Annotated in this window: 9 protein-coding genes and 1 pseudogene; all 10 read right to left on the reverse strand. The window is 44.9% G+C overall.

Annotated elements, in window-relative coordinates; genetic code table 11:
- Positions 1 to 21: 21 nt before the first annotated feature.
- The 10 genes and pseudogenes from KUA50_RS11430 to KUA50_RS11470 all read right to left on the reverse strand — a co-directional run bounded on the left by KUA50_RS11430 (position 22) and on the right by KUA50_RS11470 (position 14,539).
- Positions 22 to 1,980, reverse strand: coding sequence for a helix-hairpin-helix domain-containing protein (locus KUA50_RS11430; protein ID WP_218456052.1), 1,959 nt, complete (start codon positions 1,978 to 1,980; stop codon positions 22 to 24).
- 285 nt (positions 1,981 to 2,265) lie between these two features.
- Entirely contained in the window at positions 2,266 to 2,757 is a 492-nt protein-coding gene (locus tag KUA50_RS11435; protein WP_218456051.1) for a lipocalin family protein, read from the reverse strand.
- 34 nt (positions 2,758 to 2,791) lie between these two features.
- Positions 2,792 to 3,529, reverse strand: a complete 738-nt coding sequence (locus KUA50_RS11440) for a DUF1573 domain-containing protein (protein ID WP_218456050.1) — start codon at positions 3,527 to 3,529, stop codon at positions 2,792 to 2,794.
- 20 nt (positions 3,530 to 3,549) lie between these two features.
- Positions 3,550 to 4,923, reverse strand: a complete 1,374-nt coding sequence (locus KUA50_RS11445) for a S8 family serine peptidase (protein WP_413777463.1) — start codon at positions 4,921 to 4,923, stop codon at positions 3,550 to 3,552.
- A 198-nt stretch (positions 4,924 to 5,121) separates the two neighbouring features.
- Positions 5,122 to 5,643, reverse strand: a pseudogene (locus tag KUA50_RS16920) (subtilase family N-terminal domain-containing protein); the annotation flags it as partial.
- A gap of 24 nt (positions 5,644 to 5,667) precedes the next feature.
- Positions 5,668 to 7,722, reverse strand: coding sequence for a BACON domain-containing protein (locus KUA50_RS11450; RefSeq protein WP_218456048.1), 2,055 nt, complete (start codon positions 7,720 to 7,722; stop codon positions 5,668 to 5,670).
- A gap of 21 nt (positions 7,723 to 7,743) precedes the next feature.
- On the reverse strand, positions 7,744 to 10,428 hold the full coding sequence (locus KUA50_RS11455; protein WP_218456047.1) for a DUF4458 domain-containing protein: 2,685 nt from the start codon (positions 10,426 to 10,428) through the stop codon (positions 7,744 to 7,746).
- Positions 10,428 to 12,026, reverse strand: a complete 1,599-nt coding sequence (locus KUA50_RS11460; protein ID WP_218456046.1) for a DUF5003 domain-containing protein — start codon at positions 12,024 to 12,026, stop codon at positions 10,428 to 10,430. The genes KUA50_RS11455 and KUA50_RS11460 overlap by 1 nt, the downstream gene beginning before the upstream one ends.
- A 59-nt stretch (positions 12,027 to 12,085) precedes the next feature.
- Positions 12,086 to 12,988, reverse strand: coding sequence for a DUF4984 domain-containing protein (locus KUA50_RS11465; RefSeq protein WP_218456045.1), 903 nt, complete (start codon positions 12,986 to 12,988; stop codon positions 12,086 to 12,088).
- A 24-nt stretch (positions 12,989 to 13,012) separates the two neighbouring features.
- On the reverse strand, positions 13,013 to 14,539 hold the full coding sequence (locus tag KUA50_RS11470; RefSeq protein ID WP_218456044.1) for a RagB/SusD family nutrient uptake outer membrane protein: 1,527 nt from the start codon (positions 14,537 to 14,539) through the stop codon (positions 13,013 to 13,015).
- Positions 14,540 to 14,546: the final 7 nt, after the last annotated feature.

Raw genomic sequence — 14,546 nt, forward strand, 5'->3', positions numbered from 1 at the left:
CAATCATTCACCAGTAATTCATCAGAACTTCCATTTCACCTGAATTTCCAAATCAGTCTGAGCAGAGCCATTGATTTGTTGTAATCCTGACGAAATATGATTGCGGTCGAAATATTTCGTCATGGCTCCCTTGCAAACCAGCACCCAATGCTTTCCGATTTCAGCCTTCGCCCGCAGTCCACATCGGATACCTTCACCAAAATAACTACCGAAACTCATCGTATAAAGCAATCCCGGTTCAAAAGCATAGACACGACTCTCATAATCCTTGGTACGGAAATAGCCCAAGAAAGCATTCAGCCTCAGCCACCGAAAGCGATATTCCATAGATTCATTGACCATCATTCCGTAGTTTTGCGACAGGAAGGTGGCATCCACCTGAGTTTTACTGCTCCATGCTCCTTTTTCGATTCCACAATACAGGCGGGCTCGCTGCGTAGTAACATCATATTTCTGCTTATACTGATAACGGGCGCCAAGACGGAGAGAGCGGGAAGGCTGGAAGATGATGCTCGCCAAATAATCCATCGCATAAGAACTCCCCTTCATTCGATATTTCGGCCAGGCAAAATAAGCCACATCCCCATAAATATCACATACCCATTTAGAAGAAGGCGACCATCGCAGTCCCACATAGCAGCCACTTTCATCCTGCACGCTGCTGCCAGCACTATAGCTATTACTGTATATTGCATAATAACAATAAGGATAAAAACGATAAAGAGCCAAGACCGAAAACTGTTCTGAAAGCAGATAACTCGCCGTATTGACCGTAGCTACTACTCCACAATCTCCCGTCGCCACCTCTCCCTGCAGCGTGAGCCGATGAGAAATATAACCATAGTCGATACTTGCATTCCAAAAGTTCTTGCCTTCGGGAGCAAAGCGCTTATAGAGTTGGGATTTATTGGGATGAAGCGGCAAGGAATAAGAATAACAGATGCCCGTAGCACCGATATGAAAGCCATTCTTAGTATAATGCAGATTACCGCCCAACAGAAAAGCAGAAGCGATGCCTTGCTTCTCGATTTCCTTCTCCGTGCGATGCATTCCTGTAGTTACAATCGTTGAAATAGAATCTTTCTTTACCGTAGCATCTATTTTGCGGTAAGATAGAAAGGCACTCACATCCAATCCCTTGCAAACATTCAGCGTGGCTGCAACTCCTTGCAGATAATTAGCAGCATATCTTGAAGAATGTGTGCGAATGGAAGTTCCCATGCGCCCCAATGACGAGAGCATGGAGAGTTTTCCGAAACCGAAATCATTATTTAATATCAGTCCCATACCTTCCCGAAGACGATACTTACCCAAAGTCAGATTTTTCAACTTGCCCCATTTCCGTATCTGCAGATAATAGGAATAAAAATCATAACCCAAGTTGTTCTTACCACCAAAAAACGGCTCTCCCGCATCCTGCGAAGCCACAAAGCCCATCTTTACATAGTCACTATAATGAAACTGATAACGCAACCAATGCTTATAAGGATAACCCCAATACCCATCCTTGTCTCCCTTTCGCTCATAAAGAGGAACCTTTACGGCAGCCACCGTTTCATGCTTTCCATATTTTGCTATTTGGGAAAAAGAAGGGAAAGAACGCCTCTTCACTTCCCCGGCATAGACAAAACAACAAAGCAACTGCCGCTCATACCAACTGATACTTTCTATCATCGCCAGTTCACCCAGACTTTTCATCTCACCATATTGATAGATGTAGGCCTGGATATCCTCTATCTGTTGGGCAGAGAGGAAGGGAAACTGTTCCAGCTCTTCCTTGGTAGCGGTATTGAGATTGATCGGATTTTCAGCATATCCCTCCAGAACATCTTCATAGCTTTCCCAATTCATATCCTCATATTCCTCCTGTTCACTGAGTTGTTCAAGGTATTCCTGCCAAGATTGGGCATCACTTACCTGGATACTATTCACCAGAAACAGTACCACTAACATACACCTATAATAGATTGCATTCTTCATTCGTTTTCGCTTATAATTTGTACAATATCGATTTTGACAGAAAATGATGCAATAAGAGCACCACCCTTATCCTGCCGCAAAAATACAATATTTATCTCGAAACGCCAAAAGAAAGGGAAATAAAATGAGAAAGGAGAAATGGAAAATGGAAAAACAAAGAGACGTACGAGTGAAAGAAATCACCCATACGTCTCTTTTATTGGTATGCTGAGCTAATATAAAACTCTATGATAGTTTTTCAAAAAAATAAGATCAGTCTTCAAAAAACTAAAGAGCCTGGTTATATTAGTCTTTCAAATCACTTGCCTCTTTGATAATCTCAGCTGGCACTTCGCCGCAACGCTCATAGCGGCAAACATCGTTAGCATCATCCTTGGCAGTCCAGATCATAGAACCGCTCTTATAAAGATTGCTCACGATATACTGCTGGTTCCAATCACCAACACCATTATCGTAGGTACCGCCAACAATATAACCCAAATATGGATCCTGCTTCACAAAGAAGGAACCGGTAGTATGAACTGCATACATACTGTTCATGTTGTCGTACATCTCCATAGTATTATCACGGCGATGGAAAACCACATAGCAATATGTGCCCTCAGGCATTGGCTGACCATTGTTCCAGGCAGTCATTTTCCATACTCCATCAAGATTAGCAGGAGTCACAGCTATCGGCTGCTCTGCAGGTTCATCATCATCGCTGCTACAAGATACGAAACCCACAGAAAGGAGCATAACCACCAACAGGGTGAAGAGTTTGATTAAATGTTTCATATTCTTTAATTCTTTCTTTTCTTATGATTTATCATTACTGATTGCGATTCACTACGACCATAATCGTACGGTCACTCGGCTTGGCGTCCACACCCTCCAGAATAATCGGGAAAGTGAAATTCGGCTTCATCATCGGCGGGATTTTATCCACATCCAGCGTAATCACCAAGTCTGCCTCATCACCAGCAGGGATGATTTCCGGCTCTGTTTTCACTTGTGCATACTGTGGAAGCACCAGACTGCTGATCTTCAGCGGTTTCTTCCCGCTATTGCCACAGAGAATGCGAGCCTCAGCCTTCATACCTGCCGTCACCTCATTGAATGTTACCTTAGCCTGCTTCAGTCTCAGGTCGCCCATCTTATACTTGAAGCGATACCAGACATCCGCACTTGGAAGAACCATGCCCCTCAGTCCAATCTTTGTGACCGGTTCTCTGTCCGAATCCTTCAGATGGACAAAAGCGCGGGTGTCTATAGTGCCAGGATAACCATGAGGAGTAAACGTCAATTCTATCTTACAGCTATCACCTGGCTGTAGTCTCATCTGACTGACACTCGACTTGGTGCAACCACAGGTGGTCTGAATACGGGATATTTCCAGCATCTTACCACTCACGTTTCTACCTACAAACGAATAGGTTCGTGGCGCATCATCCTCGGTCATCGTACCGGCATCGATGAGCTGCTGGTCAAACTTGAGTTTTTGTGCCCAAGCCTGACTCATGCTCATCAGGCTGAGAGCAATGAAGATCATCGTGAATCTCTTTCCCATCTCAGTAATTATCTTTTAGATTACATCCAACCGTTGTTGCTGGCATTCTTACGAACTATAATGCTCACAGTCTGCTGCTTGCCGCCAACTGATACTGTCAGAGTAGTACTTCCTACAGCAAGTCCCTTTACGGTGAGAGTAGTACCTTCTATCGTAGCAGAAGCCACATTGGCATCACCAACAGCACAAGTGTATCCACTCTCTACGCCTTCAAAGTAACTTGGCAGATTCAAGGTAGAAACCTTGTCGAGCGCCACATAGATATTAGGCAACTTCATATCAGAACTGTAATCCTTATTCTTAACAAGATTCAAGAGCTGAGCTGCATCAATCAGACCAGCGCCCATCTTACCGATATACTTAGACAGGTTGACGATTTCAGGAGAAGCACCCACTGTAGTATGGTTCATATAATAAATCTTGGTAGCACCATTACCATAATAGCCATCCAAGTCCTTGACAGCCTTCTTCATCAGACTCACGAAATCAGCAGCACGATAATGACGATGCTGCTTGACTGCGTATGCCAAACCGAGAGCAGCCACACCAGAAACATGAGGACAAGCCATGGAAGTTCCCTCCATATAACCATATGCAGGTTTACCATTCTGAATCAAAGTAGAGAGCACAGCACCCTTCTGTTCAGCAGTCTCTGCCCAATACTCATCCTCTTCCTCACCTATCTTGCCGTAATATTCCAAGTCACCACCAGGAGCACTCAAGGTAACGAGCGTACCATAGTCGGTATAGCAAGCTGGCGTATAGTCGGCAGCAACAGAAGCTACACATACACACTTGGAATAAGCGCCAGGGAACGCAGGATTGCCTGCATACTCATTACCAGCAGCAAAAACAGGAATACCACCATCAATGACGCCATTAGGAGAACCGGCATTGTGGATGAAATAATCCAAAGCCTCCTTCTCCAAAGGATAAGTCTCAGCCCACTCCTTTTCGGTAGCTGGTCCAGGAGTATAACCATTGATGATACTTGACTCTGAAGAGTTGTAACCCCAACTGCACTGGAGAATCACCGCACCATTGTCGGCTGCATATTTGATAGCTCTTGCCTCTCCTGCTAAAGTTACACTATTCTGACCAGAGAACACCTGGCATGACATAATCTTCACACCAGAATTAGGAGTACCATCACCACCAGCTACACCACAAACACCAATACCGTTACCATTGACTGCGGCAATTGTACCTGCTACGTGAGTTCCATGACCTGAATCGTTGGCATCAGTCCAGGTAATATCGCCACTCTCGGTTACGAAGTTGTAGCCGTGAAGGTCGCCCTCATAACCATTACCATCGCCATCAGTCTTGGCTCCCTGAGTAGTCTCACCAGGGTTACACCACATATTGGCAGCCAGATCAGGGTGAGTGTACATCACACCTTCATCAAGTACAGCTACGATAATGGAAGGATCACCTGTACAGGTTTTCCAAGCCTCTGCTGCATTGACATCACAGCCAGCTTTGGCACCAGCATGATTATCATTCAGGTTTTCGAAAGCATAATTACCTTCACCCAGGTTGTTATAGTGCCACTGGAAAGCGTAACCAGGGTCATTGGGTGTACCATCGGCTACAGCACGGGTAGCAGCCTTAGCCTTGAGTGCATTCTCATTCAGATAGATACGCTTGCTGTCAGTCTTGTAGGCACGCTTGATACGGCCATTGGTCTGCACCTTGGAAATCTCACCAAGCTGCTTCAATCGCTCTGCAGCAACCTTCAAATCAGTATTCTTGTCAAACTTCACGGTGTACCACAAGTGAAGACCTGCCTCGCGAGTACGAGCCTCTGTCTTTTCATCCACAGGGAACACACGCTTGAAGCTGTAGCTGCCCAGAATATCGAGCACCTCATCTGTAGAAGGAATACCCGAACGGGTACCTGCTACACCAGCACGCGTCATTGTGCTTTGTGCTTGGTCGAGAATATCGCTCATCTCAGGACTGAACTTAATCAACAATTCACCATTCTCAGCATCTGCAGGAATGACAACCTCGTTGGTCTTGCCATCAGAAGAGTCGATGCCCGACAGGTTGTCTGCACAACCTGTCAAAGCCAAAGCGACCATTGCTATATAGAAAAACTTTTTCTTCATTGTTTGCTTCTATATTGTTAGAAATTATCTTTTCAAAGTTACGTTTCTCTTGTACTTGGCAAGCACGGAAGCCTCATCAACATCACCTGCAGCCACATAAGTACGATAATAGAGCGGATAAGCTACCCCTGGAACCTCCCATTTATTACCAGGGTCGCTGGTTCCGTAGAAGTAATCGAAACTGAAGCTATCCTCTGTCATATTAGAGAAACCAACAGCAGCGCCATCGCTGTTCTTTCCCTTAGACTGCTGGTTGAATACCATGATAGAAGGAGTCCATTCTACCAGATGTGGATGATAAAGAATCCACTTTGGCACCGCACCAGTCAGGAAGTTGAGGTTGAGTGACAACTGACGGCAGTTAGGCAATACACGTGGCACCTGAAGAGGATAAACATCCTCATAAACTACAGAACCATCCTTGTGCTTGCAGGTTACTGGATTATCCCAGCCAGAGAGCAACCATTTACAGGTATCACCTACCAGTTTGTCGAGATAATCTGCCTTATTGGTAGAGAAGTCTGCCCTGCTGTAACGGGTAGCCTTGCCAGCAGCCTCCAAAGCTTCAGTCATCTCTTCATCTGTTGGAAGTTCACCCTCCAGGAAGCAGTATGACAACTCCAGGGAATTCAGTTTTTCCCATGTAAGGAGTTTCAGAAGAGCCTGACGATCGCTGGTACCTTTGCTGACCTTTCCATACATACCGATAGGGTAAGTATTATAGATATAGTCACTATTTCCGTTCTTTTCCAATTTTGAAAGATCGATAGCTACATCTGTACGACGCTGAGCATAGAGGATGAGATTACGCAACTTAGGGAAGTTCTTCTCATTCACTACATTCGTAATGTCAGACAACTTATTGAAGTTGTTACTTACCAGATTGAGTGACTCCAAGGACTTACCCAACTTGATGAAGTTAGCTGGCAAGTGGGTCATACCATACGCCTGGATAGTCAGGTTCTTCAGATACTTCAATTCACAGATATCCTCACCAACCTCTACCTCACGAATCTGGTTGTTCTCATTGGCAGCCAGAGAGAAAGACTCCAGGTATTTCAGATTGCCAACTTCCTTAGGAAGAGACTCTCCACTCTTCAGGTTGAACATGCTGAACTTCACAGAGCGCACACGGCCCAAAGCCTCAGGATGGCTCTTTACGAAGGCATCAGTAGCCTCCCAAAGTGTCACGTTCGACCAGTTACGCATATTGTCGCTGGTATCGAAGGTAGCCATACAACCTAATTTCTGATTGATCATGATGATAGACAAAGAGTCTCCAGCACGATTATCCTCAATTTTCAAGGCTGCCTTCTGTCGAACTGTCAGGATGACATCATCGGTAGGATTACCATCTGCATCCACCAGTTTGTCTTCAGCCTTTACCGGTACTAAGTGAACCTTTGCCACACGAACAGCAGGAACAACATTCATCGCCCAGCGGAACTTGAATTTGACGCTACGAGGACGAGCCTTTCTATCAAGGACGATTCCGATATTGGTACCTGTCAGTTTATCCTCATCCTTGCTATTCAGGAGCCAGCCTTCACGTTCTTTCTCATTCTCTGCCTTCTCGGCATCAGTCATGTCACCTTCGAAAGAATACTCTATCTTACCGATTTTGCATTCCACATTGGCAGAAATCAAACTCTCGAAAGCACGCTTATCGTATGATTCTGAATTTTCGATTTCTACAGTTGGTTCCTTGATGTCAATCTGCTTACCATAACCAAACTGTACCACGGAAACGGTGCGGCGCTGACCATTATCGCCGATAAAGGAGATATCGGTAGTACGGCGTCCGTTCATCAGAGTAGAATCTGCTACCACAGTTGCAGTAGTAGAACCCACGCCATTGGCAGGAGTGAGCATCAGCCAAGGCTCATCCACGTTAGCCACCCAATTCTGTGAGGCAGCAATGGCAAGCTGTTCGCTACCGCCCTGAGCTCCTATTTCTATCTGCTCCTTGTCGATGGAGAGTCCGCCTGGGATATCTACATCATCGCTATCGCTGCAGGATGCGGTCATCAGACCAGCACCCAGAACGAGGAGCCATGTAAGTTTATTAATATATTTCATATTATCTTACTTTCTTTTCGTTTAATTTTCGAGATCCAAAGCATCGCAACCGCGGATGTCCTGATTCTTGTCGTAGAACAGCTTATACATACCTGCCTTGATATATGCGCAGACGCTGGTTACATCGATAGAGATGTTAGGGTTGTCAGCGATGTTCAGAATATAAAGGTGAGAAGTCAATGTTTCATCTACCTTGCGGATATCATTAGAACCTATCTGGAACTGAATCAGACTTGGACAGGTGGTGATACCTGTTGGCCAGGTACGCAGACAACGCTGTTTGGTCTGCTCATCACGCTGATGATTGATGGCAAATGCACGGAGTACGGCACTGTTCAATGGTTGGGTTGGCACCGTTGTGAAGCAGTTGTAACTCAAGTCCATATTGGTAATATATGGCAATGTAGTTGCACGGAAATCATCTGAGAGTGATGTCAGCTTGTTGAATCGGAGGTCAATCACCTGAAGGAGATAAGCCTTCTTACCGCTGATAGAACCCTTAGGAATCGTACGCAACTCGTTACCGCTCAAATCAATGGTTGTGATTGGAGAACCTGCTGTAAACAACTCAGAAGGGAACTTCTCTATCTTATTGTTTGACAGACTGACTGAAGCTGCATTAATACCCTTATAGGTACCATGACTTGTATCTACACCAGTAATCTCATTGTAAGAGAAATCCACAGAACCCATCTCACGAACCGAACTTGCATCGAAGATATTAGGAATCTTCTTCAACTTGTTATGAGCGAAAGTCAGACTTTCCACATCATCTGTAAAGGCACAGAGATTAGCAGGAATCTCTTCAATCTGGTTGTTGTTCAGATAGAGAGAAGAGAGAGCTACCTCAGAACCAAACGGATGTACCTTCTTGATATTATTGTAAGCCAGGTCGAGCAAACCGAGATTTACCATCTTTCTCAATGCAGAATACTCAGGGAACTCCTCCAGGTTATTGTAACTCATATAGAGAATCTGGAGAGTCTTACCTGTCTTCTCCGCAGCTAAGCGAGTCCAATCATTTCTCAACTGATTAGCAGAGATGCCCTTGCATCGAGCCAAGTTCATCGCCTGCAAATTAGGGAGATTATAGTAGAAGTCTGGAATTCGACTGATCTTTGGACAGTTGTAAAGCTCGATATCGGTAAGGTTGGCCATGTTGTCCCAATCCTCTTCCTTGAACTCCTGAGCAAATTTACCATAAACGGCATCGTCTGCATTGTAGAACTTCGCACAAACCTCGCCGGATGTGATAGAAGAGTTACCGATATAGAACTGCTGCAACTTAGTCAGGCGATAGATGGCCTTAGATACACCTGTAATCTTGTTGGTCAATGTACCGATCTGAGCATCCTTCAGGTTGATACGGCCATCCTTCTTGATTCTGTTCTTAGGAGCTACCTTAGGGTCTGAGTTGTAGCTTTCTACAATCATATCCGACATATTGGCACGTGGGTCATACTTCAAGAACTTGGTCTCATAGTCATGACGCATAGTGCTCTTCTTGGCTGCATTCAGACTATTGGCATCGTAATTATTGAAGATGTTGGCACCAATCTTCTCATCATGAGAACCAAGGTTGAGTACCTGAAGTTCTGTGAGCTGTCCGATAGCATCTGGCACGATGCCCTTGGCACCGAAACCAGCGATGACGAGACCGATGACACGACCATTGCTGTTGAGTGTAACACCAGGTTGGTCGCCCCACATATCGAGTTCCTTATTGAAGTTCCAGTTAGCACCCTTGAAAGTAGCATCGCCATAGAAGCTCCACTCCTTACCCTGGAGAGATTCCCAGATAGCCTTCAGAGCCTCATAATCCTTGATGTATTCCTTGGTCTTGGAGAGCAGGATAGGCACCTGAGCCTTATCATTCAGTTGATTATCCTCTACGATAAACGCCTCACCCTTTACAGGCTGGGTTTCGTACTTGGTCTTCACCGCACCAGTCTGACCGTAAGTCGTATAAGAAGTAACCTGGTAAGTACCAGCAGGAAGCCATACAGTAGAATCACAGTAGGCAGTACCCACCTCCATATACTTATCGTTTTCATCATCAGGATTCTGATGCTCCTCACTTGCCTCCTTGTATTTCACCTTAACGCCAGGGAAAGTGAAAGTCTCACGGGTAAAGAGGTTGGTTACGCTGATATCAATCAATCGGATATTAGAGAAGAGATACTCGGTATTACCGGCACGGGTCTTCTCCCATTCCTTGACAAGATTGAACTTCACCTTACCGCGCTCCACAGTCTCCACCATGAGGTTCTGTACTTCCAGACCGCCACCAACAACGGTGAAGGTCTCGCCGGCAGAAGAAGCCAACAACTCCTCATCTACAGCATCATAGAGATAGAAACCGATGACGGTGTAGGTACCAGAGGCAAGTTGCAGTTTTTCACTTCTCAGACCATACTCAGCATTCTCTGAATTATAAGAATTGAGCACCAAAGTCTGAGATACTGTCGTACCATTATGCTCCATGACCACCTTGATTTTCTTGGCATCATCCAATTTCTCAAGTTTGTCAAGGGCAGCAGCACGAGTAGCTCTTGAAGAAACCTTCTTGCTGAGTTTGAACTGCACATATCCGTATGTACCGTCCCAGCCTTCGGTATCATCGTCAGAGCAGCTTGTCACAGTAAAGGTCAGCATCGTGACCAAGAGCAACAAGAGTGCTTTACTATATTTTCTGAATGTCTTCATTACTTTCTCTTGCTTCTAAATCCCATATTATTGATAAAGACTACTCGCTGGCATACTCCCTGTATGTTGTTGAAACCAGCAAAGATCGGATAAGTAAGCTCATCGGCATTCAAGCCAACATAGATACCCTTATCGTCCTGTCCTACCTCATAGTTTTCAACAGAGTTTCCTGTACCATCGTAAATGACTACTTTTGCTCCAGCTGTAGGATTCCATCCGTCAATCTGAGGATAGATGGCTACATAACCACCATAAACTGTTGATTCAAATACTTCTTTACCAGTATAATTGAAAAAGCCCTCAGCATATGACTTAAAGTCATCATTGGTTGTCAAGGCACAATCTACATTCATACCCATGCTGGTAACAATAGGAGCAGTAACCTCAGAATCGCCCTTCTTTTCTTCCTTCTGTACAACATCCATCAGGAAGTAGCGGTCATAATCACTCTTTACAGTAGTGAACTCGTTCTCCAACATATCGTCGAGACCATTCTCCAAGCTCTCATATACAGCCTTAGGCAATGCATAAACCAGTAATTCACGGCTACCGCTTGCCAATGGAGCAACAGTAAGCTTGACATCACCCTTCTCACCCTGCAACTTCACAGCGCCAGATTCATCCTCGAACAGACCTTCCTTCTTATTTTCGAAGACAACCAGCTGATAATCATCATTTAATGTGTTGAGTTGGAATGGAACGAAGTTGTGGAAAGTGAAAACATTGGTAGCATCACCATTAAGACTTGAACCATTCTGTGTGAATACCTTACCATCCATAGAAACATTCCATACAGCCCACTGTGATGAAGTAGGATAAGTAATATCCATCGTATGAGTGGTCATACCATTATAGACAACAGGTACGGTCACAGCGGCCTTACCATCCTCAGAAGCAAAAGTAATGGTGTAGTTAGCCTCCTTGGCAATGGCATACTTAGCATTCAAGCCCTGACCCTCTTTGAAGGCAGCACCACCTACAACTTCATTATTTGGGGTACCTACCAGGAAACCGCCTTCCAACTCTACCCAAGCAGGAGTGTTGGTCACAGCAAAACGATAGGTTGACTTAACAGTAAACTTGTTGTAGATAGGCTGACCTGCAACATTCTTGTAACCTACAATAATACCGGTCTCAGTAATATCGTTGCCCAACGCATCATAAACCTTGAGATCATAGCCCTCAGCAGAACGCTGAATCTCAGCAATAGTCACTTCCTGACCGCCCATCTTCAAGTTCAACTGAGCTACGCTCAAGTCCTTGCTGGCATCATCGTCAGTAATAGTTACCTGGATAGTCTGCTTACCAGCAGCACCATTGAGCACGAAACCAGGCTTTACAGCAGCCTTCGCCTCTTCCTGATTCTCATTCTGAGCCTCTACCTTAGAGATCTTACACCAGATCTGATTAGAAGAAAGACTCCAGTTCTGGTTGGCATCGAAAGAAAACTCTTTCACATCGCCAGCAGCACCTGCGATAGTCTGTACCTGTGGAAATACAGGATTTACGGCATCGTCGTCGCTGGAACAAGCGGTGAACAAGGTCACTGAAACCAGCGCCACAAGTACGAGCCAATATCTTGAAATTAACTTTTTCATATTGTTATTCTGTTATTATTTTCTTGAATATATCTGCGTTATATAAGCACCCGAAAGGCTTAATAACCTTGTTCTTTGAGTCTCTCTGCCTCTGCATCGCTTATCCACTCAAACATGGTGATGAAGGTTCCTACATTACCAAATGATGTACCGTCCTTCTTATCGACACTCATGTTGACATACTGCAATACATAGTTCTGGCAGGTATTATAATAAGAGGTATAGAGAGAAGGCTGGCTGATGCGCAACTTGCCATCTCCATAGATAGTTCCGAACGCCTCACCGGTCTCACCGGCTATCTGGTCGTCCATCTCTACCTTTGGCTCCAGAAGGTTGCCTGTTTTAAACTTCAACTTCAGGTCATATCCCTTATAATATACATCCTTCAGGAGTACCGTATTTTCCTCACCTTCTACCACCTCAGTCTTGATCAGACGGTTGGTTACGTTGTTCAGATACTGACTGTAGAAAGTAGAAGTAACCATACACCAACCAGAGAAATTGTGGATATCGAAAGGACAAGCCTTCTGCATCACCACGTGAGTATAGTCCTTGTAGAGTTCAGTCCAGTTGTACTTCTCAGGAATCACCAGTTTCAGCGTAAAACCTAAGGAGTCCGTCTTTCCGATATTATCATAGATACCCTGAACCTGCACATTTCCTACCATCTCGCCCGCCTTGATAGTGACAGTATTGTTGAGCACACGATAATGCTTACCCTCGATGGCATTGCTCTCTTTGTCAACAACTTCCACACCGAAGGTGCGGTCGTAATCCACTTTTTCTGTAGCCGATACAGGAACATTGAAGATTTCGTTGTTTTCCTGTACTGGATACTGATAGAGCGTATCAGAGAACATGATATGACTCGGACCAGAATAGGTAGTAAAATCCTGCGAACAGCTCGCAAGAGCGATGAGTACAGCAACTGCTGCCAAACATCTCATCATTATTTTCTTCATGATCGTCTCTTTATTAATAATCCGTTATTTATTACTTTCATTAGGCTCTATCTCTGAACCTGGTGCTTCCAGCTCATGCTGTGGAATTGGCCAGACAAAGAGTGGATCATCCTTCTCTACCTTCAAGTTGCTCTGTACGAAGTTGGCAGCAGGCTGATCAGAAGCCTTACGCTCGAATCCCTTGTGCCAGCGCTTGAGGTCGTTCAGACGGAAACCTTCCATATAGAGTTCCTTCACACGCTCTGCCTCGATAATCTTCATGGCATTGCTCTCGCTCATGGATGTATTACCACCGTATGATGAGTAACGGGCTGTACGCAAGGTAGAGATGTCCTTACCTGCCTTGCCATATTCACCCTTCATGGCATAAGCCTCAGCACGGATCAGATACTGCTCTGAGAGACGGAATACCATTGGCTGGTGAACATGCAGGATGTTACTGTTCAGGAATTCTGCATCACCAAAATACTTGCTCAGCAAAGGCCACTGCAATCCGTGCTCATAACCTGTCACACGGGTGGTGAAGATGGCTGCAGCACGAAGGTCGTTGCTGTCGTATGAATTGATAACCCAAGTCTCTGGCACATAGTCAGGACGATAAGTTACATAGTTGTAGTTATCAAAGATAGTACCCAAGGCACCACCATAACTGTTTACAGTAAAACCAACCTTCCAGATAGCCTCACGGGAATCACCATAAGTCCAGATGTACTTATAGTCGTTCACCTGACTGGAATAGGTTTTAGAAGACGCCTTCTCCAATGTATAATATTTGCTGCCGATAACCTTAGAAGCATACTTGATGGCATCATCCCAGCGATGCATATATAAGGATACGCGCGCACGCAAGGCATGGCAAGTATATTCATTGAAGTAAATCTCGTTGTAGAGACTTCCAGTAAAGTCATCTTCCAACTTCAGATACTCTGTAGCCTTATCAAGGTCTCTCAATACGAACTCGTATGAAGCCTTCAAGCTGGCACGCTTCTGTGGCTCATTGCCGTAATAATGCTCTGTGAGTACCACACCCAGGTCTTTCTCTGCCTGCTCATCATTATCATAAGCCTTGCAGAACATCTTGATCAACTCAGAATAAGCCAAGGCACGAGCGAAGTAAGCCTCACCCTGATACTGCTCCAACCTGTCCTGTTCTGTATCACTGGTGGTATTGAGCTTTACTTTCTCTACATTGTCAAGCAGGAAGTTGGCACTATTGATAACACCATAAAGGGCACCATATACAGACTCGATGTCGGTATTGGTAGGCTTGATATCCTTCCAGCGATAGATATCGCCATAGGTATTGGAGTAGCCCTTCACACAATACACGAAGTCTGTCTGCAAGTCTGGCAAGAGTGTCAACTTGCCCGAGTACAATGCGCTGCTCTTAAAACTGTCATAGATTCCATAGACCAGCTTATCTACATCATCCACTGTATTGATAGCCTCATCCATGCGGATAGAATCCTCAGGATACTTGTCAAGACAGGAAGAAAAAGACAAGGTCAGGACAGCTGACAGTATATATGTCTTAATATGTTTAATCTTCATTATTATT

The sequence above is a fragment of the Segatella hominis genome (assembly GCF_019249725.2).
Taxonomy (GTDB): domain Bacteria; phylum Bacteroidota; class Bacteroidia; order Bacteroidales; family Bacteroidaceae; genus Prevotella.